This window comes from Pseudonocardia sp. NPDC049635, assembly GCF_040659795.1.
Classification (GTDB): Bacteria; Actinomycetota; Actinomycetes; order Mycobacteriales; family Pseudonocardiaceae; genus Pseudonocardia.
Genome location: NZ_JBFAON010000014.1, coordinates 112,122 through 136,715, shown reverse-complemented (window position 1 = coordinate 136,715; position 24,594 = coordinate 112,122). Strand labels below are relative to the sequence as shown.

22 protein-coding genes are annotated in these 24,594 nt (G+C 73.2%); 15 read left to right on the top strand and 7 right to left on the bottom strand.

Annotated features, from left to right (window positions below; translation table 11 throughout):
* The first annotated feature begins 16 nt into the window (after positions 1-16).
* A complete protein-coding gene (locus tag AB0J24_RS18085; RefSeq protein WP_358682682.1) occupies positions 17-997 on the top strand; it encodes a LacI family DNA-binding transcriptional regulator in 981 nt (326 codons plus the stop codon).
* Positions 998-1,061: 64 nt separating this feature from the next.
* On the opposite strand, the gene AB0J24_RS18080 is transcribed toward AB0J24_RS18085, so the two are convergent.
* Positions 1,062-1,751 (bottom strand): response regulator transcription factor, encoded by a 690-nt coding sequence (locus AB0J24_RS18080; RefSeq protein ID WP_358682680.1) that lies wholly within the window; start codon positions 1,749-1,751, stop codon positions 1,062-1,064.
* On the bottom strand, positions 1,736-2,926 hold the full coding sequence (locus AB0J24_RS18075; RefSeq protein WP_358682678.1) for a histidine kinase: 1,191 nt from the start codon (positions 2,924-2,926) through the stop codon (positions 1,736-1,738). Before AB0J24_RS18075 ends, AB0J24_RS18080 begins: the two co-directional genes overlap by 16 nt.
* Positions 2,927-3,084: 158 nt before the next feature.
* On the opposite strand from AB0J24_RS18075, the gene AB0J24_RS18070 reads away from it, so the two are divergent.
* The 4 genes from AB0J24_RS18070 to AB0J24_RS18055 all read left to right on the top strand — a co-directional run bounded on the left by AB0J24_RS18070 (position 3,085) and on the right by AB0J24_RS18055 (position 8,730).
* Positions 3,085-3,780 (top strand): ABC transporter ATP-binding protein, encoded by a 696-nt coding sequence (locus tag AB0J24_RS18070; protein WP_358682676.1) that lies wholly within the window; start codon positions 3,085-3,087, stop codon positions 3,778-3,780.
* Entirely contained in the window at positions 3,777-5,072 is a 1,296-nt protein-coding gene (locus tag AB0J24_RS18065; protein WP_358682674.1) for an ABC transporter permease, read from the top strand. Before AB0J24_RS18070 ends, AB0J24_RS18065 begins: the two co-directional genes overlap by 4 nt.
* Before the next feature lie 372 nt (positions 5,073-5,444).
* Complete coding sequence (locus AB0J24_RS18060) at positions 5,445-7,592, top strand: DEAD/DEAH box helicase (RefSeq protein WP_358682672.1); 2,148 nt, start codon at positions 5,445-5,447, stop codon at positions 7,590-7,592.
* A gap of 148 nt (positions 7,593-7,740) precedes the next feature.
* The gene (locus tag AB0J24_RS18055; protein ID WP_358682716.1) at positions 7,741-8,730 is read left to right on the top strand and encodes an LLM class flavin-dependent oxidoreductase; all 990 of its coding nucleotides are present in this window, start codon (positions 7,741-7,743) and stop codon (positions 8,728-8,730) included.
* A gap of 18 nt (positions 8,731-8,748) precedes the next feature.
* Here the strand turns inward: AB0J24_RS18055 and AB0J24_RS18050 are convergent, their stop codons facing one another.
* From AB0J24_RS18050 to AB0J24_RS18040, 3 genes are all read right to left on the bottom strand, one after another.
* A complete protein-coding gene (locus AB0J24_RS18050) occupies positions 8,749-9,438 on the bottom strand; it encodes a TetR/AcrR family transcriptional regulator (protein WP_358682670.1) in 690 nt (229 codons plus the stop codon).
* 67 nt (positions 9,439-9,505) lie between these two features.
* A complete protein-coding gene (locus tag AB0J24_RS18045) occupies positions 9,506-10,678 on the bottom strand; it encodes an acyl-CoA dehydrogenase family protein (RefSeq protein ID WP_358682714.1) in 1,173 nt (390 codons plus the stop codon).
* 91 nt (positions 10,679-10,769) lie between these two features.
* Positions 10,770-11,585, bottom strand: a complete 816-nt coding sequence (locus AB0J24_RS18040) for an SDR family oxidoreductase (RefSeq protein WP_358682668.1) — start codon at positions 11,583-11,585, stop codon at positions 10,770-10,772.
* A 361-nt stretch (positions 11,586-11,946) separates the two neighbouring features.
* On the opposite strand from AB0J24_RS18040, the gene AB0J24_RS18035 reads away from it, so the two are divergent.
* The 4 genes from AB0J24_RS18035 to AB0J24_RS18020 all read left to right on the top strand — a co-directional run bounded on the left by AB0J24_RS18035 (position 11,947) and on the right by AB0J24_RS18020 (position 15,013).
* The gene (locus AB0J24_RS18035; protein WP_358682666.1) at positions 11,947-12,780 is read left to right on the top strand and encodes a siderophore-interacting protein; all 834 of its coding nucleotides are present in this window, start codon (positions 11,947-11,949) and stop codon (positions 12,778-12,780) included.
* Positions 12,781-12,944: 164 nt separating this feature from the next.
* Entirely contained in the window at positions 12,945-13,532 is a 588-nt protein-coding gene (locus AB0J24_RS18030; RefSeq protein WP_358682664.1) for a TetR/AcrR family transcriptional regulator, read from the top strand.
* A gap of 76 nt (positions 13,533-13,608) precedes the next feature.
* The gene (locus AB0J24_RS18025; RefSeq protein ID WP_358682662.1) at positions 13,609-14,289 is read left to right on the top strand and encodes a type 1 glutamine amidotransferase domain-containing protein; all 681 of its coding nucleotides are present in this window, start codon (positions 13,609-13,611) and stop codon (positions 14,287-14,289) included.
* A gap of 67 nt (positions 14,290-14,356) precedes the next feature.
* Positions 14,357-15,013 (top strand): NAD(P)H-binding protein, encoded by a 657-nt coding sequence (locus AB0J24_RS18020; protein WP_358682660.1) that lies wholly within the window; start codon positions 14,357-14,359, stop codon positions 15,011-15,013.
* Positions 15,014-15,270: 257 nt separating this feature from the next.
* Here the strand turns inward: AB0J24_RS18020 and AB0J24_RS18015 are convergent, their stop codons facing one another.
* Positions 15,271-16,431 (bottom strand): condensation domain-containing protein, encoded by a 1,161-nt coding sequence (locus AB0J24_RS18015; protein ID WP_358682658.1) that lies wholly within the window; start codon positions 16,429-16,431, stop codon positions 15,271-15,273.
* Between the two features lie 327 nt (positions 16,432-16,758).
* Between AB0J24_RS18015 and AB0J24_RS18010 the strand changes: the two genes are divergently transcribed.
* From AB0J24_RS18010 to AB0J24_RS18000, 3 genes are read left to right on the top strand one after another with little or no spacing between them, the layout of a single operon-like run.
* Entirely contained in the window at positions 16,759-17,331 is a 573-nt protein-coding gene (locus tag AB0J24_RS18010; RefSeq protein ID WP_358682656.1) for an ECF transporter S component, read from the top strand.
* A 53-nt stretch (positions 17,332-17,384) separates the two neighbouring features.
* Positions 17,385-19,238: an ATP-binding cassette domain-containing protein gene (locus tag AB0J24_RS18005; RefSeq protein ID WP_358682654.1), complete on the top strand. Its 1,854-nt coding sequence runs from the start codon at positions 17,385-17,387 to the stop codon at positions 19,236-19,238.
* Complete coding sequence (locus AB0J24_RS18000) at positions 19,235-20,038, top strand: energy-coupling factor transporter transmembrane component T (protein WP_358682652.1); 804 nt, start codon at positions 19,235-19,237, stop codon at positions 20,036-20,038. Before AB0J24_RS18005 ends, AB0J24_RS18000 begins: the two co-directional genes overlap by 4 nt.
* Here the strand turns inward: AB0J24_RS18000 and AB0J24_RS17995 are convergent.
* Positions 20,002-20,661, bottom strand: coding sequence for a TetR/AcrR family transcriptional regulator C-terminal domain-containing protein (locus AB0J24_RS17995; protein ID WP_358682650.1), 660 nt, complete (start codon positions 20,659-20,661; stop codon positions 20,002-20,004). The genes AB0J24_RS18000 and AB0J24_RS17995 overlap by 37 nt on opposite strands.
* 189 nt (positions 20,662-20,850) lie before the next feature.
* Between AB0J24_RS17995 and AB0J24_RS17990 the strand changes: the two genes are divergently transcribed.
* The 3 genes from AB0J24_RS17990 (at position 20,851) to AB0J24_RS17980 (ending at position 24,416) form a co-directional block, all read left to right on the top strand.
* The gene (locus AB0J24_RS17990; protein ID WP_358682648.1) at positions 20,851-21,645 is read left to right on the top strand and encodes an ABC transporter ATP-binding protein; all 795 of its coding nucleotides are present in this window, start codon (positions 20,851-20,853) and stop codon (positions 21,643-21,645) included.
* Between the two features lie 66 nt (positions 21,646-21,711).
* Positions 21,712-22,647, top strand: a complete 936-nt coding sequence (locus tag AB0J24_RS17985; RefSeq protein ID WP_358682646.1) for an ABC transporter ATP-binding protein — start codon at positions 21,712-21,714, stop codon at positions 22,645-22,647.
* Complete coding sequence (locus tag AB0J24_RS17980) at positions 22,644-24,416, top strand: ABC transporter ATP-binding protein (protein ID WP_358682644.1); 1,773 nt, start codon at positions 22,644-22,646, stop codon at positions 24,414-24,416. Before AB0J24_RS17985 ends, AB0J24_RS17980 begins: the two co-directional genes overlap by 4 nt.
* Positions 24,417-24,594 lie beyond the last annotated feature (178 nt).

Genomic DNA, 24,594 nt, shown 5'->3' with positions numbered 1-24,594 from the left:
TGGGACGAGGAGCGCTATGGGACGTCGAGCCGTCCAGCTGAGCGATGTGGCGGAGCGGGCCGGGGTGTCGGTGGCCGCCGCGTCCTACGCGTTGTCCGGGCGCGGACGGGTCTCGCAGGAGACCAGGGACCGCGTGTTGCGTGTCGCCGAGGAGCTCGGCTACCGGCCCAACGCGACGGCGCGCAACCTGCGCCGTCGCCGGCACGGCGTGCTCGGCCTGCACCTCCCGCACCGGTTGACCAGCCACGAGTTCTACATGGACTTCGTGTTCGGGGCCGTCGAGACCTGCGACGACGCCGGGCTCTCGGTGCTGCTGGTCGGTGAGCACGGTGCCCGCGACGTGGGCCTCGACGCCGCCATCGTGCTCGACGTGACGGCGGCCGACCCCATCGCACGCCACCTGTTGAGCGGCGGCGCCCCCGTCGTCGCCGCCGAGGAGGTGCCGCCGGAACTCGCCCGGCCCGCCGTCACCGTGACGGTCGATCACACCCGGCACGCGACGGAGATGCTCGACGCGCTCGACGCGCGCGGGCACCACCGGATCGCGCTGCTCGCCCCCGGGTCGGACGCCGCGTGGGCCGGCGCCCTGCAGACCGCGTACCGGAGGTGGTGCGAGACGCACGACCGGCGGCCGATCCTGACCGAGCTGCCCTTCTTCGCCCAGGAACAGGTGCAGGTCCTGCTCGGCGAGCTCATGCAGGCGCGACCCGACGTCGTGCTCGTCGGCACCGACAGCACCGCGGGCTCGGTCGCGACCTGGCTGCGCGAACACGACCACCGGGAGACGGCCGTCGCGGCCTACATCCGCTCGTCGGCCACCGACGCGCTGGGCGCCGGGGTGCTCGCGCTCGACCTGCGGCCGCGGGAGTTCGGCCGGGAGTGCGCACGGCGGGCGCTCGAGATGATCGGGCAGGAACCGCCGGCCGAACCGGTGACGGTCGAGTTCACCGGACCGCGCCTGGTCGGGGCCGGTGCCCCCGAGCCGGGCGAGCGCTGAGCCGCCGGCCCGGCGCGCCCGGTCACCGACGCCGACCGGCCACCGGCCGGCCCGGCCGCTCGGGTCAGTCCTGCGGCGACGACGGGACGACGAGCCCGCTCTCGTAGGCGTAGATGACCACCTGCGCGCGGTCGTGTGCGCCGATCTTGGTCATGATCCGGTTCACGTGCGTCTTCACCGTCAGCGGTGAGATCACCAGCTCGGCGGCCAGCTCCTGGTTGGACCGGCCCCTGGCGACCAGCTCCAGCACCTCCCGCTCGCGTGCGGTGAGCGTCTCCAGCGACGGCCCGGGAGGCCGGGCACCGGGGCCGGGGTCCAGGTTCCGGCTGACGGTCAGGTACTTCTCGATCAGCGCACGCGTGGCGGCCGGTGACAGGAGCGCCTCCCCGTCGTGGATCGCCCGGACCGCGCGCGGGATCTCCTCGGGCTCGGCACCCTTCCCGATGAACCCGCTGGCCCCGGCCCGCAGCGCGGCGACCACGTAGTGGTCCTCCTCGAAGGTGGTGAGCACCAGCACCCGGGTCCCGGCGAACCGCTCGTCGGCGCAGAGCGCCGCGGTGGTCCGGATGCCGTCGAGGCGCGGCATCCGGATGTCCATCAGCACCACGTCCGGGGTGGTCCCGGCGATCACCTCCAGGGCCTCGACGCCGTCACCCGCCTCCCCCACCACGTTCACCTGCGGATCGGCCCCGAGCAGGCCGCGGATCGCGGACCGGATCAGCGGCTGGTCGTCGACGATCACGACACTCGGCATCGCCGGCCCTCCCCCACCGCGGCCGGCACGGGCAGGTGCACGTCCAGCCGGAAGATCCCGTTGCGTTCCTCGGCGCTGACCCGGCCCCGGACCGACGACGCCCGTTCCCGGATGCCGTGCAGCCCGTACCCGCCCGGAGCACCCGAGCGGCGGCGGTCGTCCCCGTCGACCGGGTTGGTGACCAACAGGCGCAGGGTGTCCCGCTCGGCGGCGATCAGGACGTGCGCGCGGGACTCGGCGCCGTGCTTGAGGACGTTGGTCAGCGCCTCCTGCAGTACCCGGTAGGCGACGACGTCGGTGGCCGGGGACAGCGTCGGGGGCACCTCCCCGGTCCGCCGGACGGTCACCTCCAGTCCGGACGCCGCCAGCGACGCGACGAGCTCGGGCAGCTGGTGCAGGCCGGGCCGGGCCACGGGGGGCTGGTCGTCGTCGGCGCGCAGCACGGCGAGCAGGTCCCCGATGTCGCCGAGCACCCGGCGGGCCGCGGAGCGGATCGTGGCCAGTGCCTCGGTCGCCGCGGGTGGCCCGTCGCGCAGGTTCGCGGACGCGACGCCGGCGTTCAGGCTGATCACCGCGATCTGGTGGGCGACGACGTCGTGCAGGTCACGGGCGATCCGCAGGCGTTCCTCGGTGACCCGCCGGACGGCCTCGATCTCCCGGGTCGCCTCCGCGTTCACCGCACGGGCGGTGATCGAGGCGATGTAGTCGCGGCGGCTGCGGGTGCTGTCCCCGAGTGCCGCGGCGAAACCGATCGTCACCGCGATCTGGACCGTCACCGGCGACTGCACGGTGCCGAGCGCGGCGAGGACCGTCGCGGGGACGACGACCGCCAGCACCGCGAGACAGGCGACGACGGTGTCCCGCCGCCCGTGGTGGTCGGCGTAGGTGAACATCGCGACGGCGAGCGCGAACACCGACAGCGGGGTGACCGGCCCGGCGAACAGCACGCCGACGAAACAGGCCGCGCAGGCGACGAGTACCGGCAGCGGGTGCCGGTGGCGCGCCCACAGCAACACCGCGGGCAGCGCCTCCAGGACCACCCCGGCCGGGGTCGAATCGCCGAACCGGTCGGACAGCTGCGTGCACACCGCGCCGAGGACGACCACGGTCACCAGCACGTCGGTCAGCCACACCGGGATCAACCGGCGCGGCGGTCCGATCGCGGTCGCGTGCACCGCCCCATTGTCCACGGCCCGGGCCGCCGGGCACTCCTGCACCGGTTGTGCCCGCACGTACTGCGGCCGCGGTACGCCGGAAGACAACCACGGGTCGATGCCGGTGTCCCGCAACGGAGCAAGGGTGGAACCGACCGGAAGCACAGAGATCGGACACCATGAACGAGGCCATACTGTCCGCACGCAACGTGCGGAAGACCTACCGGAGCGCGATCGGTGGCGCGGAGGCGCTGCGCGGAGTCTCCATGGATGTGTACGAGGGCGAGAGCCTCGCCATCGTCGGGCGCAGCGGCTCGGGCAAGTCCACCCTGATGCACCTGCTCGCGCTGCTGGACGAGCCGACCGACGGCACCATCCTGCTCGACCACCGCGACAGCTGGGAGCTGCGCCGGTCGCGGTTGAACCGGGCCCGGAACAAGACCTTCGGCTTCGTCTTCCAGCAGTTCCTGCTCTCCCCCGACCAGACGGTCCTGGAGAACGTCATGCTGCCGCTGAAGATCGCCGGGCTGGCCCCGAAGGTCCGCCGCGAGCGCGCGCTGTCGACGCTGGAGCAGCTCGAGATGGCCCACAAGGCGTCCAGCCGGGCCACCGACCTGTCCGGCGGGCAGAAGCAGCGGGTCGCGATCGCCAGGGCCATCGTCGGCAACCCGCGGATCCTGTTCGCCGACGAGCCGACCGGCAACCTCGACGACACGACCGGCGGCATCGTCGAGGACCTGCTGTTCACGCTGAACCGGGAGCAGGGCATCGCCCTCGTGATCGTCACCCACGACGACAAGCTGGCCGCCCGCTGCGACCGCACGCTGCACCTGCGCGACGGGCGCATCGTCACCGACACGGTGAGCGCGGCATGAAGGCACGCGATCTGGTCGGCACCGCCGTCGGCAGCACGTTCCGGGCGCGGGCCCGGACCCTGCTGACCGTACTGGCGATCTTCGTCGGTGCCTTCACCCTCACCCTCACCAACGGGGCCGGGACCGGCATCAACCGCTTCATCGACAGCACCGTCTCCGCACTGGGGTCCGACCAGGTGATGACGGTCGTGAAGCGCGCCGACGCCGACGTCGCCGCCGAACCCGACGGCCCGCCCGTCTACGACCCCGACGCGGCCACCCCGGTGGTGCCCGGTCCACCGCAGCGGACGGTGGTGATGACGCAGGCCGACATCGACGTCCTCGACGACATCGACGGTGTCGAGGAGGCCGCTCCGGTCCGGACGCTGGGTGTGGAGTTCATCCAGTACGACGGCGGCACCCGCTACGCGACACCGGCGACGACGCTGCTCCCCGGCCAGACCCAGGAGTACGTCGCCGGCGGCGCACCCCAGGACACCGGTGCGAACCGGCTCACGATCCCGCTGGACTACGTCGAACCGCTCGGGTTCACCGACGCCGAGGAGGCGATCGACGCCACGGTCACGCTGGGCCTCACCGACGGCACCGGGGCGGAGCAGACCGTGCAGGGCACGATCGTCGGCGTCACCGAGGAGACCCTGGCCGGTCCGGTGGCGGGGGTGACGGTGAACGAGCCGCTCGCCGACACCGTCTACGACCTGCAGCAGGTCGGGCTGCCCGAGGGCGAGGTGGACCGGTGGTCGCTGGCGACCGTGCAGTACGACCCGCAGATCAGCCCCGAGGACCTGACCGCGCTCCAGGACCGGCTCGTCGACGCCGGCTACGAGGGCAGCACGGTCGAGGACCAGATCGGCGCGTTCACCTCGGTGATCGACACCATCGTCCTGGTGCTCAACGGGTTCGCCGGGATCGCGCTGATCGCCGCCGGGCTCGGCATCGTGAACACGCTGCTGATGTCGGTGCAGGAGCGCACCCGCGAGATCGGGCTCATGCAGGCGATGGGAATGGGCCGCGGCCGGGTCTTCACCCTGTTCAGCCTGGAGGCGGCGTTCCTGGGCCTGCTGGGCAGCGCGCTGGGGGCGGTCGTCGCGATCGCCTTCGGCACCTGGGCCAGCGCGGCGCTGTCCGACTCGCTGTTCTCCGACCTGCCCGGTTTCACGCTGGTGGCGTTCGCCCCGGGCACGGTGCTGGCGGTCGTCGCGCTGATCGTCGTCGTGGCGTTCCTGGCCGGCACCCTGCCGGCGCTGCGCGCGGCCCGGAAGGACCCGGTGGAGGCGCTGCGGCACGAATGACGACGGGCGGCCCCGGTGCCGGGGCCGCCCTCCGGGCGACGCGTCTCCTCCCCGGGCGTCGTCCCGCCCGCGTTCGTCACCCCGGCGGGCCACCGGTGCCCCTCGTGGCCCGCTCGTGGGCCCCGGCCGGTCGGGCTATCATCGGTACTCGCGTTATCATCGACACCGGGCGTCCGGGATGCCTGTCGTGGCGCCCAGCTCCGTGTTCGGACTGTTCGGCCCCGCGGCGGTGTTCTCCGCAGACCTACGGGTCGGGTCGCATCGTGGAGGGGCCAGCCGGCCGCTCCCCCGCGACGTCCGCCACCCGACCGCAGCAGCATGCCCGGTGGGGCCGCCGCGGCGGCCCCACCGGGCACTCCGGAGGAGGAGTTCTTGGCTCGACGAGGCCGGCCGCAGGCCAGGGCGCGCCGCGACGCACCGCGGGACCGCCGTCGCGGCCGTGACGGCGGCGGGAACGGTGGCGGCGACATCATGTCGGTGCTCGCGCGGTCGGTCCGGGAGGTCCAGGCCGCACGGCGGAACGGCCGGGTGACGGCCGAGACCCGCACCAAGTTCCAGGCGATCGCGCTGCTGCTGCGCAACGAGCGCGCCCGCGTCCTGGGTGACCCGAAGTGCAGCGAGGCACAGCGGGCCGAGCTGCTGAAGCGGCTCGACGCCATCGCCACCAACCTGGCCTCCACCGCCGTCCGGGACTCGGCGCTGCTCGCGCTGCTCTCCGAGGACGCCGTCGTCTCCGACGAGGCCCGGTCGCTGTCCCGCGAGGTGCTCCGCTCGGTCGGCGTCGAAGAGGCCACCGAGGAGGTCGCCGCCCCGGAGCCGGCTCCCGCCGAGCCCGTCCGGACCGGCGTGGTGCCGCAGTCCGTGGTCTCCCGGCAGCTGGCCAACCCGTTCCTCGCGCCCGACTTCTCGGCCCCCCGGCCGGCCGGGCCCCGCCCGACACCGTTGTCGAGCTGGGAGCTGCTCGAGCCGCTGCTGCGCTCGTTCGAACGGGCCGGGACCGGCGCCTCGGCGTGCATGGACCTCCCCGAGGTGCCGGAGCGCTCCGGCCCGGACGGCCCGGAGCTCATGGCGCACCAGGCCCGGCTGGTCGCCGCGGCACAGGCCGGGCACCGCACCTTCCTGCTCGCCGACGAGCCCGGGCTGGGCAAGACCGCGCAGGCGCTGCTCGCCGCCGAGGCCGCGAACGCCTACCCGCTGCTCGTCGTCGTACCGAACGTGGTCAAGACGAACTGGGTGCGCGAGGCCCAGCGGTGGACCCCGCGCCGTCCGGCCACCGTGATCTACGGCAACGGGGACTCGATCGACGGGTTCGCCGACATCGTCGTCGTCAACTACGAGATCCTCGACCGGCACGTCGGCTGGCTCGGCGAGTTCGGCTTCCGCGGGATGGTCGTCGACGAGGCGCACTTCATCAAGAACAAGAGCTCCCAGCGCTCGCAGCACGTCCTCGCGCTGTCCGACCGGATCCGCGCGTTCACGACCCGGCCGCTGATGATGGCGCTCACCGGCACACCGCTGATCAACGACATCGAGGACTTCCTCGCCATCTGGCAGTTCCTGGGCTGGATCGACGAGAAGAAGCCCCGTGCCGACCTGATGGACGCCCTCACCGCGACCGGGATGACGCCGGCCGACGCACGTTTCGAGGCGGCCGCCCGGCAGTGCGTCGTCGACATGGGCATCGTGCGCCGGCGCAAGATCGACGTGGCCGCGGACATCCCGGCCCGCCGGATCGCCGACCTCCCGGTCGAGCTGGACGGCGCCGACGGGCGCTCGATCCGGGCCGCCGAGCGCGATCTCGCCCGCCGGATGGTGGCCCGCTACTCCGAGGCGCTCGCCAACCGGAGCTCCGGCGCCGTCGTCGAGGGGATCGACCACGATCTGGTGCGCCAGGTCGCCAAGTGGGAGCAGAAGGACGCGGCCGGCTCGAAGTCCGGCGACAACGTGTTCGGCATGATGCGCCGTATCGGCCGCGCCAAGGCCGCGCTCGCCGCCGACTACGCCGTCCAGCTCGCCCGCAGTGCCGGCAAGGTCGTCTTCTTCGCCAAGCACGTCGACGTGATGGACGCCGCCGAGCAGACGTTCGCCCGGCAGGGGCTGCGAATCGCCTCGATCCGGGGCGACCAGACCTCCGCCGCCCGGCAGCGCAACATCGACGCGTTCACCGGTGACCCGAGCGTCTCCATCGCCGTCTGTTCGCTGACCGCGGCGGGCGTCGGGATCAACCTGCAGGTCGCGTCGAACATCGTGCTCGCCGAACTGTCCTGGACCGCAGCCGAGCAGACCCAGGCGATCGACCGCAGCCACCGGATCGGCCAGGACCAGCCGGTCACCGCGTGGCGGATCATCGCCGCGCAGACGATCGACGCCCGGATCGCCGAGTTGATCGACAGCAAGGAGGGTCTGGCCGCGCAGGCGCTCGACGGGATCGAGAACGACGGCCCGTCGTCGGCCGACGTGCAGCTCGAAGCCCTGGTCACGCTGCTCACCGACGCCCTGTCGGAGTCGCATCCCGGCTGAATGCCGGCGGTGCAGCAGGCAACGCCGCAGGCCGGTGTTGCGAGCAGCACACTCCGGGCGGAGATCCGGCCCGGTGCGGAAGGCGGCGGCGCCCTCCGTTGTTGTCCGGAAGGTCCGACCCTCCGGAACGAGAGGTGCCGCCGTGCCCCTGCCCCTGCCGCTGTCGATCCTCGATCTCGCCACCGTCGCCAAGGGCGAGACCGTCGGCCAGGCGCTGGAAGCCAGCACGACGCTCGCACAGCGTGCGGAGCAGTGGGGGTTCCGGCGCATCTGGTACGCCGAGCACCACAACATGAGCTCGATCGCGTCCGCGGCGACCAGCGTGCTCATCGCGCACGTCGCCGCGCGCACCGAGCGGATCGTCCTCGGCTCCGGCGGCGTGATGCTGCCCAACCACTCGCCCCTGCAGATCGCCGAGCAGTTCGGCACCCTGGCCGAGCTGCACCCGGGCCGGATCGAGCTGGGCCTGGGCCGTGCCCCCGGCACCGACCAGGAGACCGTCCGCGCGCTCCGCCGCGACCCCCGGGCGTCCGAGCAGTTCCCACAGGACGTCCAGGAGCTGCAGGCCTTCCTCGGGAACGACACACTGGTGCCGAACGTCCATGCCTACCCGGGTCGCGGCACCGGTGTTCCGCTGACCATCCTCGGGTCGTCGCTCTACGGCGCCCAAGTCGCCGCGGCGCTCGGACTCCCCTACGGGTTCGCGTCGCACTTCGCCCCGGACGCCCTCGAGCAGGCCGTCGCGCTCTACCGCCGGGAGTTCCGGCCGTCGGCCCAGCTCGCGCAGCCGCACGTGCTGGCGGGGGTGAACGTGATCGCGGCCGACACCGAGGAGGAAGCACGGACCGTGCTGCAGGAGACGCAGCGCTCGCGGGTGCGGTTGCTCACCGGCCGTCGCGGGCGTTCGCTGACCGACGCCGAGATCGATGCGCTGCTCGACGGCCCGGCCGGCGAGCAGGTGCGGACGATGACGCGGTTCAGCGCGGTCGGCACCCCCGAGACCGTCGCGCGCCGGCTCGAGGAGCTCACCGCCCGGGCCGACGCCGACGAGCTCATCGTCACCGTCCCCGCACCGCGCCGGGAGAGCTGGTGGCGCAGCTGGGAGCTGCTGGCGACGAAGGTCCAGGGCGCAGGCTGAGCGATCGGTCCGGGCCGCTCACCGGGCGGGCCGCCCGGACCGGTCGGTGAGCCGCAGACCGTTGATCCACAACCGGGTGAGCACGGTGACCATCTCCTCCAGGTCGGCGTTCTCCCCCACCAGGTGGTCCATCGCCATCCGGCTGACCATCCCGGACAGCGCGTACGACGCCTGCAGCGGATCGATCTCCGGGTCGGCCCGTCCGCGCTGCTGGAGCTCCGCGATCCGTCGGGCGTTGCGCTCGGCGAACGCCCGCCCCCGGCGGCGGCGCAGTTCCCGGAACGCCGGATCGACCGCGGCCACCTGGTGCATCAGCGCCATCAGCTTCGCGTTGCGCCGGAACGCCACGAGATAGGCCCGGTTGCTGGCCTCGATCACGGCGGCCGGGTCGTCGTCGTCGGCGACGTGCGGCATGCCGGGATGGAGCATGTCGTCCTGCGCGGCCTCGAGGACCGCGGCGAAGATCTCGTCCTTGCCGCTGAAGTAGGTGTAGAACGTCCCGATCGAGCAGCGGGCCTCGGCGGTGATGTCGCTGAGCCGGGCCGCGAGGTACCCGTCCCGTTCGAAGACCGTCCGGGCGGCCCGCACGAGTGATGCCCGGGTGCGCGCGCCGCGGCGGGTCGTCGGCTCCCGGATCCCCGACGTGTCCGCGAGTGGCGGTACGTCGTCGGCGGGCCCCTCGGTGTTCGCCGCGCCGGAGCCGGTCATGCCCATGCCGTGCCCCGGACCGGGTCGCCTCCCGGGGCGAGCCCGCCGGCAGCCGGGGCGGTGGCCATCAGGCCCGGCCGGCGGACTCGACGCGGCGCAGCTCCATCCGGGCGATGGTGCGCTTGTGCACCTCGTCCGGGCCGTCGGCCAGCCGCAGCGTGCGCTGATGGGCGTAGAACGCGGCCAGCGGGAAGTCCCCGGTGACGCCGGCTCCGCCGTGCACCTGGATCGCCCGGTCGATCACCCGCAGCGCCACCGCGGGCGCGGCGACCTTGATCGCCGCGATCTCGGTGCGCGCCTCGCGGTTCCCGACGGTGTCCATCAGCCAGGCCGCCTTCAACGTCAGCAGCCGGGCCATCTCGATGTCGATGCGGGCCTCGGCGATCCAGTCCTGGATGTTCGACCGCTCCGCGAGCGGGCGGCCGAACGTCACCCGCTCCCGGGCCCGGTCGATCATCAGATCGAGGGCCCGCTCGGCGGCGCCGATCGAGCGCATGCAGTGGTGGATCCGGCCCGGCCCGAGGCGGGCCTGGCCGATCGCGAAACCGTCACCCTCCCCGGCGAGCAGGGCGGACCGCGGCACCCGGACGTCCTCGAAGAGGATCTCCGCGTGCCCCTCGCGGTCGAGATAGCCGAAGACGGGCAGCGCCCGTACAACGGTGATCCCGGGGGTGTCCAGCGGCACCACCATCATCGACTGCTGGCGGTGCGGCGCCGCGTCGGGATCGGTCTTGCCCATCACGATCAGCACCCGGCAGTGCGCGTGCAGGGCGTTCGAGGCGAACCACTTGCGGCCGTTGAGCACGTAGTGGTCACCGTCGGGAACCATCCGCAGCTCGATGTTCGTGGCGTCCGAGCTCGCCACGTCCGGTTCGGTCATCGCGAACGCCGAGGCGATCTCACCGGCCAGCAGCGGCTGCAGCCACAGTTCCTTGTGCTCATCGGTGCCGAAGCGTTCGAGCACCTCCATGTTCCCGGTGTCCGGAGCGTTGCAGTTGGTGGCCTCCGGCGCGAGCTGCGGGCTACGGCCCATGATCTCGGCCAGCGGTGCGTAGTCGAGGTTGCTCAGCCCGGGCGCCCCCCAGTCGGGACGCTCGTGCGGGTGGAAGAGGTTCCACAGCCCCCGGCTGCGCGCCCGGGCCTTCAGCTCCTCCAGGATCGGCGGACGGTGGTTCGGGTCCCCGGAGGCCGCCATCTGCTGCGCGTACACCGGTTCCGCGGGATAGATGTGGGAGTCCATGAAGGCCAGGAGGCGCTCCTGGTACTCCAGCGCGCGCGTGCTGGGGGTGAAGTCCACGGTGGGTCTCTCCGTCGGGTAGGCCGGGCTCAGGTCACGCTCGGGTCAGGCTCTGCCGGTAACGCCGCATCCCGGAGAGCCACCGGTCGTAGTCGGCGCCCTTGCGCCGGTAGAACTCCAGCACCTCGGGATGGGGCAGCACGAGGAACCGACCGTCCCCCAGAGCGGCCAGCAGCTCGTCGGCGACGTCGAGCGGTTCCAGGACGCGGCCCGCGTCGGTGACCGCCCGCAGCGCCTGCCGGGTCGACTCGTCGTCGGCCCCCGGATCGCCGCGCAGCATGGCGGTGTCGACGCCCATCGGGCACAGGCAGCTGACCCCGATCCCCTGGTCGCCGTAGGTGACCGACAGCCATTCCGCGAACCCGACCGCGGCGTGCTTGGTGACCGAGTAGGTCGGTGACCCGATCTGGGTGAGCAGCCCGGCCGCGGACGCGGTGGCGACGAAGTGGCCCCCGCCGCGCTCCAGCCAGCCGGGCACCAGCAGCCGGGCGGCCCGGACGTGCGCGAGCACGTTGACCTCGATGGCGGTGCTCCACTCGGTGTCCGATGCGTCGAGGCCGGCGACCGGCCCGACACCGGCGTTGGCGACGAAGAGATCGACCGGCCCGAACCGGTGGTCCGCCTCGGCGAGCAGCCCGGCCAGGTCGGTCTCGTCCGCGCAGTCACCCACGTGCCTGGCGACCAGGCCGGGCGCAGTCGCCGCCAGCCCGGTGACGACCTCCTCGACGCGGTCACCGTCGAGATCGGAGACCACCACCCGGCAGCCGCGCTCCACCAGGCGCCGCGCGATGGCGCTGCCGATACCGCCCGCCCCACCTGTGATCGCGGCAACCTTCCCCGTGACGTCCATGCGTTCCCTCCGGCGGACCGGGCCGCCGGCGGCCGCCCTGTCCCGGCACGCTAGTTGAATCCGTGCTCAGGTTCAATTATGGGAAGGTCGTCGGCTCGGCGGCGGGCGACCGGGCGCCGGCCGCGCAGGACGGGCCGGGTTCCGCGTCCCCGCCGGATGTAGCGTTGCCTAACCTGATCCCAGGACCGGGTCCCGGGTCACCCGCCCCGGGCGCCGCCCACCCAGCGAGAAGGACGGTCATGGCTCTCCGTGTGTCGCACCTCGGGCGGTGGGCCGTGGGCGGTGGCGACGAGCACCCGCGGCACGCGGGACCGGACGATCATGGTCGCCCCGAACCACGCCCGACCAGGAAAGGAACCCGATGACTGCTCCCGGAACCCGCACCCGCAGGCCGCAGATCGTGCTGGAGGTGCTCGAACGCGTACCGCTCTCGCCGCACATGGTGCGCATCGTCGCGGGCGGGCCCGCGCTGGCCGACCTCGCCGAGAGCGCCGCGAAGGGGCACACCGACAGCTACACCAAGATGCTGTTCCGCCCGGCCGGGTCGGACCTCACCCCGCCCTACGACCTGGCCGAGCTGCGCGAGCGGCTGCCGGTCGAGGAGCTGCCCTCGACCCGCACGTACACCGTCCGGCGCTTCGATCTCGCCAACGGCCGGATCTGGATCGACTTCGTCGTGCACGGCGACAGCGGGGTCGCCGGACCGTGGGCGGCCGCCGCCCGGCCCGGTGACCCGGTCGTCCTCGGCGGGGTCGGCGGCGGCTACTCCCCCGACCCCGCCGCGGACCGGCACCTGCTGGCCGGGGACGAGTCGGCGCTGCCGGCGATCGCCTCGGCACTGGAGGCCATGCCGGCCCAGGCCCGTGGGATTGCGCTGATCGAGGTCGACTCCGCGGCCGACGAGCTCGACCTGACCGCCCCCGAGGGGATCGACGTGCGGTGGCTGCACCGCGACGGCGCCGAGGCGGGGACGACCACGCTGCTCGTCGACGCGGTCCGCGGCCTCGACTGGCCGGACGGGGACGTGCAGGTCTTCGCGCACGGTGAGCGTGGGGCGATGAAGGCGTTGCGGCCGTACCTGACCGACGAGCGTGGGATCGAGCGGTCCCGCCTGTCGCTGTCGGCGTACTGGGCGTACGGGCGCGGCGAGGACACGTTCCAGTCCGAGAAGCGCGAGCCGATCGGTCAGATCTGAGCGAGGCCGGTGGGGCCGTGGGCGGTTCGGCCGCCACGGCGCCCACCGACGGGGGTCGGTGTCCGGGCGGCGCGCACCGGCTCGGGCGCCCGATCCCCGACGGTGTGGCGCAGCAGACACGACCACCGACTAGACGACTGGTCTACTGACGGTATGGTGGTGTCGTGGCCGCCCCGACCGACACCCGACAGCACATCCTCGACACCGCTCAGCTGATCATGGCACGCCGCGGCTGGGCGGCCGTCGGCATCAACGAGGTGCTCAGCGCGGCGGGTGTACCCAAGGGCTCGTTCTACCACTGGTTCTCCTCGAAGGATGCGTTCGGAGAGGCCATGCTGAGGAGCTACTTCACCGACTACCTGGCCGAGATGGACGATCTGCTGGCCCGGCCCGGAGTATCGGCCGCCGACCGGCTGATGTCCTACTGGCGGCACTGGCAGGCCACGCAGAGCGTCGAGGAGTGCCAGGGCAGGTGCCTCGCGGTGAAGCTCGGCGCCGAGGTCGCGGACCTCTCCGAGTCGATGCGGCTCGCACTCGGGGAGGGAACGACCGGCATCATCGAGCGGATCCGGCGGACGATCCAGGAAGGCATCACCGACGGGTCACTGACCGTGGACGGGGACCCGCAGCAGACCGCGCAGACCCTCTACGCCCTGTGGCTCGGGGCGAGCATCATGGCCAAGATCCACCGCAGCCGCGCACCGATGGACAACGCGCTGACAGCGACCACGCACATCCTCCATCTCGCCTGAGGATCTCTGCACCGACGACGGTCGCCGCAGAGTGTCATCGACTAGACGACCGGTCTACGACAAGGAGAAGAAAGACATGAAGGTACTCATCGTCCTCACCTCGCACGACCAGCTCGGCGACACCGGCCGGAAGACCGGCTTCTGGCTCGAAGAGCTCGCCGCCCCGTACCGCCGGTTCGCCGAGGCCGGTTACGAGATCACCCTCGCCTCGCCGGCAGGTGGCCGGCCGCCCCTCGACCCGAAGAGCAACGAACCGGAGTTCCGGACCGACGACACGCGCTGGTTCGAGGCGGACGCCACCGCCACCGCGGCGCTCGCCGACACGGTGCGCCTCGACTCGGTCTCGGCCGAGGACTTCGACACCGTCTTCTACCCCGGTGGACACGGGCCGCTGTGGGACCTCGCCGAGGACCCCGCCTCGATCCGCCTGATCGAGCAGACGATCCGTTCGGGGAAGCCGATCGCACTGGTCTGCCACGCCCCGGGCGTCCTTCGCCACGTCACCGACGAGGACGGCACGCCGCTCGTGCGCGGCCGAACGGTCACCGGGTTCACCAACGGGGAGGAGGCCGGGGTCGGGCTGGTCGACGTCGTCCCGTTCCTCGTCCAGGACGAGCTGATCGCGCTCGGTGCCGACTACTCGGCAGGAGCCGACTGGAGCTCCCACGTCGTCGAGGACGGCCTGCTGATCACCGGCCAGAACCCCGCGTCGTCGGCGGAGGCGGCCCGCGCACTGATCGCGAAGCTCACCGGATGAGCGTCCGGCCGTCACCGCAGCCCGCACACCGACCACCCGCGGGCCGAACCCGCCGAAAGGAACGATCATGAAGGTGTTCGTCGTAGGAGCCGCCGGTCGCGTCGGCGGGCTCCTCGCCCGATCCCTGCAGGACCGCGGTGACGCCGTGTCGGGGTTGGTCCGCCGGGCCGAGCAGGGAGAGACGTTGCGCGCCGCCGGGATCGAACCGCGGTTCGGTGACCTCACGACCCTCTCGCCGGCCGGGCTGGCCGAGCTCGTCGGTGACGCCGACGCGATCGTGTTCACCGCCGGTGCCGGCGGGGCCGGCCGGGAGGCCACCACCGCGATCGACGGCGACGGTGCCCGCACCGCCGTCGAGGCCGCGCGGATCGCGGGCGTCGACCGGTTCGTGCTGGTCTCGGTGTTCCCCGAGGCCTGGCGGGAACGGGACCTCGGCCCTGACTTCGACCACTACATCGCGGTGAAGAAGGACGCCGACGTCACCCTCACCCGCAGCGGACTCGACTGGATCATCCTGCGACCGGCCGCCCTGCTCGACGAGCCCGGCCGCGGCACCGTCGCGCTCGGCCCGGCGCAGATCCACGAGACCGTGACCCGCCAGGACGTCGCGGACACCCTCGCCGCGCTCCTGCACGAGCCCCGGATCTCCCGGCAGATCCTCGAGCTCACCGGCGGTGACACCCCGATCCTCGATGCCGTCCGGGCGAACATCCGCCGGTCGTGAGCCGCCGGCCCGGCCGCCACCGCGGCGGCCGGGCGGGGGGTATCCGGTGCTCCCCCATCCCGGGGTGCCCGGCTTCCCGGCGGTGCGGAGTCCCACGGGTGGCGGCTGTGCACCTCACGAGCCGGTCGCGCTCCGGTGCAAGGCCGCAGGTGAAGGCCGTCCCCGCTGGTCGGTACGGACATCGGGCGATCACGCCCGTGGTCCCGGTGAGCCGACGCGACGGCATCTGCCGCGCCGACTCACGGGTCGCCGCCCCCTCAGCGCCCCGCCAGAACCTCCGACACCACCCGACGCAGCCTCCGGCGCAACGCTGCCTGCTCCTGCCGGTCGGTCCGCACCTCGACGATCCGGATCCCGGCGGGAACGGCTCGGACGGCCGCGGCGAGCGCCCCAGGATCGTGCACCAGCACGTGCTCGGCCCCGGCGAGCACCTCCGCGTAGGCGGTGGCCAGCGCGACCGCGGGGGTGATCCCCGCCGATCGGCAGCGGTCCTGCAGTGCGGTCCACCGCTGTGCCGACAACCGGGTGCTGCGCCGGACGAACCGTGGTTCCAGCACGGTCGCCGGGTCGACGGCGAGCGGGAGCCGCGGGCCGGTCGGCAGCTCCGCCACCCGCTCGGACCAGTAGGCGGCCGCCTGCGCGCGATCACCGTCGGGTGTCGCGCGCCGGGCGAGACAGGCCGGGAAGTCGACCGCGAGCGCGGGCAGACCGGCCGGATCGTCGGCCCGGTAGGCGGTGACGAGGTCGGCGAGCAGGATGCGCAGGCCGAGTACGTCGGCGACCAGGAAGTCGACCTCGACCATCAACCTGGTCCGGCCGTCGGGGAGCAGGCAGAGCGTGACGGCGACGACCTCGCCCACCCCCGCGTCCATCCGGCGGTGCGACAGCTCCGCGCGCAGCCGCTCCCGCTCAATGCGGGCGGTGCGGGTGTCCGCGGCGGACAGGTCGACGACCCGCACCGGGGGCTCTGCGCCGGGTGGCCCGATGACCTGGGTGCCGTCACCGGGGAAGCGCGCACGCAGCATCCCGTGCCGGTCGACCACCGCCCGCACGGCACGCGCCAGCCGCTCCGGGTCGATCCCGGCACCGTCGAACTCGAGGTAGGCGTGGCAGCCGACGCCGCCCAGCGGCTGGCCGTCACCGCGCCCCACCCAGTACGCCTGCTGGACCGGGGTCAGACCGAACGGTGCGGCGGGATCGGTACCCGACGGCTCGGTGGGGGCCGGGACCACGCCGGGCGTGGCGTCGCGGAGCAACCGCCACCATGCGCGCGGCGTCGGGTTCTCGGCCAGCGCGACCAGGTCGACGGTGATCCCCCGTCGTCGCCACCCGCTCCGAAACGTCATCAGTCGCAACGAGTCCATACCGAGCGCGAACAGATCGTCGTCGGGTGCGACGGTCCCCTCTGCGGAGCCCACCGAACGCGATCTCGGAGCGCAGGGAACGCATCCCGAGCTCGTCATCGGCACTCCCGGGAGCGACCGCACCGACCGGTGCAGAACTGTCGCCACCGACGATTTCAGCCGACATGGAACCCTCAGCACTTAAATAGCCGACCCTACCCACAGTGGGGTGATGGCTACCCTCCGCTGCGATGACGAGCGCAACTCGCCCATATAGTGAGAAGCACGGTGCGATCATAGGCTTTACGAGTGAACCCAAACGCCGACAGGTCAGGTGAGCCTTGACTAACCTGTACGGCCTGGCCAGTATTCCGGTCGTCGTCGACCGGAACACCGAATCGTGTGGAGTCCACTGTGTCTCGCAATTCTTCGAGTACCCGCGTCATTCTCACCTGTGGCGCCCTCGGAGTGGCCCTCGGAATCGTTCTGGTCCCGGCCAATCTGGTCACGATCGCCTTCATGGCGACGGCACCGTTGCTGGTGCTCTCGCTCATGGGCGCGTGGCTGCTGCCGCCGTTCACCGCGCTCGCCCTGCTCCGCCGTCCAGGCGTCGGCCTGCTCACCAGCGTGATCGCCGGACTGGTGACGGTGCCGCTCACCCCGTTCGGCTGGATGGGTCTGTTCCAGGGGGTGCTCTGGGGGGTGCTCTGTGAGATCCCGTTCCTCGTCACCCGCTACCGGCTCTGGCCGACGTGGCTGTTCACCGGCACCGGTCTGCTGGTCGCGGTGATCGGCCTCATCCCGACCTACACCACCTACGGGCTCGACCAGATGCCGGTGCCCGTCATGCTCGCCGCAGTGGCGTTGACCATCGCCAGCTGCGTCCTGGCCGCGTACCTGTCGGTGCTGATCGCCAGGGCCCTCGGCCGTACCGGCATCGCGCCCGCGCGGCGCGAGCGCGTCACCCCCGCTTGACCGGCGGACCGGCCGCAGCGGGTGCGGGTGACGGATCGGGGCACGGACCTGCCGTGACCGGCGCCGGTGCGCCGCTGGTGCGGGCCCGCGGGGTCCGGGTCCGGCACGAGACGGCCGACCACTGGCGGCCCGACCGGGTCGATCTCGACGTCCGGGCCGGTGAGGTCGTGCTGCTGCTCGGCCCGTCGGGCTGTGGCAAGTCGACCCTCTCGCTCGCCCTCGGCGGCCTCGTCCCGCGCAGCGTCCCCGCCGACCTCGAGGGCACCGTGGTCCTTTCCCCCGCCCCGGGTGGTGGGCCGCCCCGGGCCGGGCTGGTCTTCCAGGACCCGGACGCCCAGGTCGTGACCGGCACCGTCTTCGACGAGGTCTGTTTCGGCCCGGAGAACCTGTGCCTCCCGGTCGAGGAGATCGAACGGACCGCGCACGCCGCGCTCGCCGCGGTCGGGCTGACCGGCCGGGAGCAGGACGACCCGGGGGTGCTGTCCGGCGGCGGGCGGCAACGGCTCGCGCTGGCCTGCGCGCTCGCCCTGCGCCCGCGGCTGCTGGTGCTCGACGAACCGACCGCGAACCTCGATCCGCACGCCTCCGCCGAGCTGTACCGGCTGGTCGACCGGCTCCGCCGGGACCCGGCGTCCGAGTTGGGGGTGCTGGTGGTCGAGCACGAACTGGACGACGTCGTGGAGATCGCCGACCGGGTCGTCGTGCTGGACGGCCAGGGCCGGCCGGTCACCGAGGGCGGCACCGTGCAGGTGTTCCGGGAGGAGCACGAGCGGCTCGCCCGGCTCGGGGTCTGGTTGCCGACGGCGGTCCGGCTCGCCCGGCGACTCGCCGGTGCCGGGATCCGGATCGACCCGCCACCGGTCACCCTCGACGATCTCGCGGACGCCCTCGCCGCCCGCCCGGACGTCCACCCGGTCACGCTCCCTCCCGCCGATCCCGTCGCCGACCGGGCTGGGCTCGCGGCCCCTCCCGGCACGCCGGCGGCCGGCCGGGCAGCAGGCGCGGCCCCTCCCATCGATCCGGTGGCCGGCGCCACGCACCGCCCGGCCACCGCGGTCGCCTCCCCGGTGTCCACCGTCACGGACCCGCACCCGCGTCCGATCGTGCGGGCCCGCGGCCTGACGGTCTCCCCGGCACGCGGCCGCGACCCCGTCCTGCGCGACGTGTCGCTGACCGTCGAGGCCAGTGACCTGCTCGCCGTCGCCGGGGTGAACGGGGCCGGGAAGACGACGCTGGCCCAGGCGTTGGCCGGAGTGCGGCCGCCCCCACCCGGCACCGTCGAGGTGGCCGGTCTGGACGTCGGGCGATCCGGTGCCCGCGACGTCGCGGCGGTCGTGGCGTTCGTGTTCCAGAATCCCGAGCACCAGTTCCTCGCCCCGACGGTGGCCGGTGAGCTGGCCCACGGCCTCCGGGTCCGACGCACCGATCCGGACGAGGTGGACCAGCGGGTCACCGCCGCGCTGGACCGGTTCGACCTGCAGCGCTACCGCGACCAGAGCCCGTGGCTGCTCTCCCACGGTGAGAAGCGCAGGCTCTCGGTGGCGAGCGCCCTGATCACCGGACCCCAGGTGCTGGTGCTCGACGAACCGACCTTCGGACAGGACCGGGCCCGCGCCGCCGAGCTGATGGGCCTGCTCACCGAACTGAACGACGAGGGCACCACCGTCCTGATGGTCAGCCACGACCTGCAGCTGGTGGCCGAGCACACCCGACACCTCGCGGTGCTGCGCGATGGCAGGCTGCTCGCGCACGGACCGACCGGGCAGCTGCTCACCGACGACCGGTTGCTCGACGCGGCCGGGCTGCGGCCGCCGCCGGTGCGCCGCCTCGCCCGCGCACTGTCCGGTCGCGACCCGGCCTGGTCGAGGGCGTACCGGACCGCCGACCTGCCGGGGACGGACCGGTGACCGGACCCCTCCCGGTATCGCGACCGGGGTTCCTGCGCCGGGTCAACCCGCTCGCGAAGATCGCCGGGCCGCTGCCGGTGATGGTGTTCGTGAGCTTCACCCGCGACCCGTGGGTGCCGGGGGTGCTGCTCCTCGCCGCGATCGGGCTGATCGCGGTGGGCGGCGGGATCGGGTTGCGCCGGTTCGCCGCCGGTCTGGGTATCGGCGTGCTGCTGGTGGCGACGCTGACCGTCAGCTTCACCCTGCTCGCCGGCGGCCCGCTCGTCGATGCCGATCCCTCGACCGTGACGCTCGGACCGGTGGAGGTCCGGTCGGCGGCGCTGTACGCGGGGGCGTCCACGGCGCTCCGGATGACGGCCCTGATGGCGCTGACCCTCCTCGGCGGCCTCACCACCGAGGCGACCGACCTGGTCCGCGCGATGATCCGCACGCTGCGGGTGCCCTACCGCTACGGCTACGGGGCGATCGCCTCGTACCGATTCGTCGACCGCTTCGCCCAGGAGCTGCAGGTGATCCGGGCCGCACACCGGGCCCGCGGGGTCGCCGACCGCAACCCGCTGCGCCGGGCCGGGCGGATGGCCGTGCCGCTGCTCGCCGGTGGGATCCGGCACGCCGAGCGGGTGGCCGTGGCCATGGACGCCCGCGCCTTCGGCGCGTACCCGGCCCGGACCGAGCGGCGGGTCGTGCGGTTCCACGTCTCGGACGCGCTGTTCGTGCTCGCCTGCTGGGCGTTCTCGGTGGGCGTGGTCGTCGTGCTCGACCGTCAGGGTTTGCTCGCGCCGCTGGTGTTCCTGACCTGACCGGCGTCCCGGACCGCGGTCAGGCCGGCGATGGTGGTGTCGACGACGAACCGGTAGTAGGTCTCGTGCGCCTCGGGCGTACCGGGGGCGAACATCCGCATCAGGGTCGACTCCAGCACCGCCATCCCGGCCCGGCCCGCCCCGGTCGCCAGCAGGTCGCGCATCGCCGATCCGTGGTCGCGCGGACCGTCCCCCTCATCGGTCAGCCGGTCGTCGGCGACGGCGAGCGTCATCACGGCGTTGTTGAACAGGGTGGCGAAGGCGAGGCCCACCGCGTCGCCGAACCCGGCGCGCTCCAGCGCCCCGACCCCGGTGTCGATCATCGGCATGATCGACGGGAAGGTCGGGCCGTGCAGCAGCACCCACTTGGCGGTGCCCGGGTAGCGGCGCAGCGGCGCGCGGATCTCGAGCAGCATCGCGCGGAACCAGGCGTCCCATTCCAGGTCCTCGGGCGGCGGGCGGAGGCCGGACAGCGCCTCCTCCACGACCGCCCGCAGCAACCGGTCCTTGCTGCCGACGTGGTGGGTGATCACCGAGACCGTGACCCCGAGCCGGTCGGCGAGCTCACGCAATGACCAGCCGAGCAGGTGCCCACGCCCGGTCAGCACCAGTGCCTCGGCCACGATCCGATCGGGCGTGAGTCCCAGGTGGTACGGCGTTCCGGCCGCCCGTCGGCCCATCGGTCGCGCTCCCTCCGGTGGTGATCGGAGGGTCAGTCTGCCCCATCACCCCGCCTTGCCCGACCCGGCGCGACCCCACTACGGTGAATTAGAACGCTGTACGAATAACATCCTCGACGAAGGTGGGTGGCCGTGTCCGGCACCGTCCCCTCCCCCGCGGTTGACCTCTTCGCGCCGGTGCGGTCGCGGATCGGCTGGATCGTCGTGCTCGCCGCGGTCGGGGCGGCGGGCACGGTCGTCCCGCTGGTCGCGGTCGTCGAGCTGGCCCGCACCCTGTGGCCGGCCGTCGACGGCGGGCCGGTGGACGCCGAGCGCGTGTGGTGGATCGTCGCCGTGGCGGCCGTCGCCCTGCCCGCGTCGTTCGCCGCCACCTGGGGTTCGATCATGGTGGGCCACCTGACCGACGCCCGGCTGCAGCACGACGTGCGGGTCCGCCTGGTCGATCTGCTCGACCGGCTCCCGCTGGGCTGGTTCGGCAGGCGGTCCTCGGGCTCGGTCAAGAAGACCGTCGAGAACGACGTGTCCGCGCTGCACCATCTCACCGGGCACGCCGTGCACGACCTCGTGGTCGCCGTCGTCGTGCCGGTGCTGTCGCTCGGCTACCTGTTCGCCACCGAGTGGCGGATGGCGCTGGCCTGCCTGGTCCCGCTGGTGCTCACGGTCGTCCTCTACGCCGTGATGATGGCCGGGAGCCGTGAGCAGCTGGTCCGCTACGACGAGTCGGTCGAGCGGCTCAACTCGGCCACTATCGAGTTCGTGCACGGCATCGCCGTGGTCAAGAGCTTCGGCCAGGGGCGCCGCCGGCACGCCGGGTACGCCCGGGAGACCGACCGTTTCCTGCGCTTCTACCGCGGGTGGATGGGTGAGACCGCGACGATGCAGTCGTTGGTCGACGTGGTCACCGCACCGGCGGTGGTGCTGGCCTAGCTCGCGGCGGTCGGGGCCTGGCTGACCGGCAGCGGTGCCGTCGCCCCGGTCGACGTGCTGCCCGCGATGGTGCTGGGTCTGGGGCTGACCGCGCCGCTGCTGCAGCTCGGGTACACCGGCCAGTCGATGCGCACCGCGCTGCAGGCGCGGGACTCGGTGGCCGGATTCCTGGCGCAACCGGTGCAGAGCCGCCCCGAGCACCCGGTCCGGCCGGACGGGGCGGAGGTCCGGTACGAAGGCGTGACCTTCGGCTACGACGACAGCCGCCGGGTGCTGCACGACATCACGCTCTCCTGCCGTCCCGGCACCGTCACCGCACTCGTCGGCCCCTCCGGATCGGGCAAGTCCACACTGGCCCGGCTGCTCCCCCGCTTCCACGACGTCGACGAGGGCCGGGTCACCCTGGGCGGGGCCGACGTCCGCGACATCGAACCGGCCCGGCTCTACACCGAGACCGGGTTCGTCCTGCAGGACGCACACGTCCTGCGGACCACGGTCCGCGACAACATCCGGCTCACCCGGCCGGACGCCGACGACGCCGAGGTGGTGCGCGCGGCCCGCGCCGCCCGCATCCACGACCGCATCGAGCGACTCCCCCGCGGTTACGACTCGGTGATCGGTGAGGACGCGCACCTGTCCGGCGGCGAGGAACAGCGCCTGACGATCGCCCGTGCCCTGATCACCGACGCGCCGGTGCTGGTGCTGGACGAGGCGACCGCCGCGCTGGACCCCGACTCGGAGGCGGCCGTGCAGGACGCGATCTCCGCGCTGGTCGTCGACCGGAGCCTGCTGGTCATCGCGCACCGGTTGCACACGATCACCGGCGCCGACACCGTCCTGGTGCTCGACGCCGGCCGGATCGTCGAGCGCGGCACGCACGACGAGCTGCTCGCCGCCGGTGGCACCTACCGCGAGCTGTGGGACCGCCAGCAACGGATCCGGTCGCACGAACCCGACCCGGCGGCCCCCGCCGGGGCCGGTGCCGGGCAGGTGACCCGGTGAGCGCCGCACCCCGCCCGCGCTCGCTGGTCGGCAGGCTCAGCGCGTTGGTGTCACCGCAGGTCGGGCGCAGGCTGCGGATCCTCGTCGTGCTGTTCGTCGCCTGTGCGGCGCTGCAGGGCCTGGGCTTCGTGCTGCTCGTGCCGTTCCTCGGTGCGCTGTTCGAGGGCGACCGGTCCGCCACCGTCTACTGGACGGGCTGGTTGGTCGCGGTCGCCGCCGGGTACGCGGTGCTCGGCGCGGTCGCCGGGAGCCGGGCCCGGACCACCGCCGCCGAGGTGCTCGCGTCGCTGCTGGAGCGGTTCGGCGACCGGCTGGCGGAGCTGCCGATCGGCTGGTTCGTCGCCGCGGACCGGACCGGGCGGGCCGCCGACGTCGCGACCCGCGGACTGGTCTTCGTCGCCGCGACCACCTACGTGATCGTGCAGCCGCTGGTCAACGCCCTGGTGACACCGGCGACGGTGCTGCTCGGGACGGCACTGGTCGAACCGCGGATCGCGCTCGTCCTGCTCGTCGCGATCCCGCTCGTCTGGCTCACCTACCGGGCGATCGCGCGCAGCACCGCGGCCGCCGAGCGCGAGCACACCGCCGCGGTAGCGGACGCGTCCGCCCGGATCGTCGAGTACGCGCGGCACCAGCCCGCGCTGCGCACCGCGGCGGACAACCGGATCGCCCGCGCACTGCTGGACGACGCCATCGGACGCCGGCACGCCTCGGCCCGCCGCACGCACCTGAGCACCGGCGGTGCGGCGGCGCTGTTCGCGGTGGTGGTGCACCTGTCCGTGGTCGCGGTCCTGGTGACCGGCGTGTGGCTGACACTGGGCGGGTCCCTCGCCGTCCCCACCCTGGTCGGCCTGCTGGTGCTCACCGTCCGGTTCACCGAGCCGATCGTGAACTCCGGCGTGCTCGGCGCCGGTATCGCCGCCGCCCGGCACACCCTCGACCACCTCGACGAGCTGGTCGACGAGCCGTCGCTGCCCGAGCCGGACGGGGCACCGCCCCGCCCGTCCGGTCACGAGGTCCGGTTCGACCGGGTGCGCTTCGGGTACGGCGGCCCCACCGTGCTGGACGGGCTGTCGTTCACCGCGCCCGAGCGGTCGCTGACCGCGATCGTCGGCCCCTCCGGATCCGGCAAGTCGACGATCGTGCGCCTGCTCACCCGGTTCTACGACCCGGCCGCCGGGACCGTCTCGATCGGCGGTGTACCGCTGCCCGAGCTGGGCAGCGCCCAGGTCGCCGAGCTGGTCGCGCCGGTCTTCCAGGACGTCTACCTGTTCGACGGGACGGTCCGGGAGAACATCCGGCTCGGTCGTCCGGACGCCGGTGACGACGAGGTGCTGGCCGCCGCCCGCCGCGCCCGGGTCGACGAGATCGTCGCCCGGCTGCCCGAGGGCTGGGACACCGAGGTCGGCGAGGGTGGTGTGCTGCTCTCCGGTGGGGAACGGCAGCGGGTCGCGATCGCGCGGGCGCTGCTCAAGGACGCCCCGGTCGTCGTGTTCGACGAGGCGACGTCGGCACTGGACGCGGAGAACGACGAGGCCGTCGGCCGGTCGCTCGACGAGCTGCGGCGCGACCACACGGTCGTCGTGGTCGCGCACCGGTTGCAGATCATCCGCACCGCCGACCGGATCGTCATGCTCGACGGCAACGGTGGGGTCGCCGAGCAGGGCACGCACGACGAGCTCGTCGAGCGGGGCGGGCCGTACGCGCAGTACTGGCGGACCCGGGAGCAGGCCGTCGGGTGGCGGTTGGCGGGATCCCGGGAACGCTAGCCGTACTGCCCGAGGTGGGTGACGAGCCGCTGTCCGGTCGGCGACGTCCGGTGGCCGGGCGGGGCAGTCGTCGCCGAGGCCGAGTACCGGCAGCAGATCCGGCCGGGTTCTCCGCGCGGGCGCCGCCGTGACGGCTTCCCCGCGACGGGACCCGGTAGGAGTCACCGGGCTGTACCGG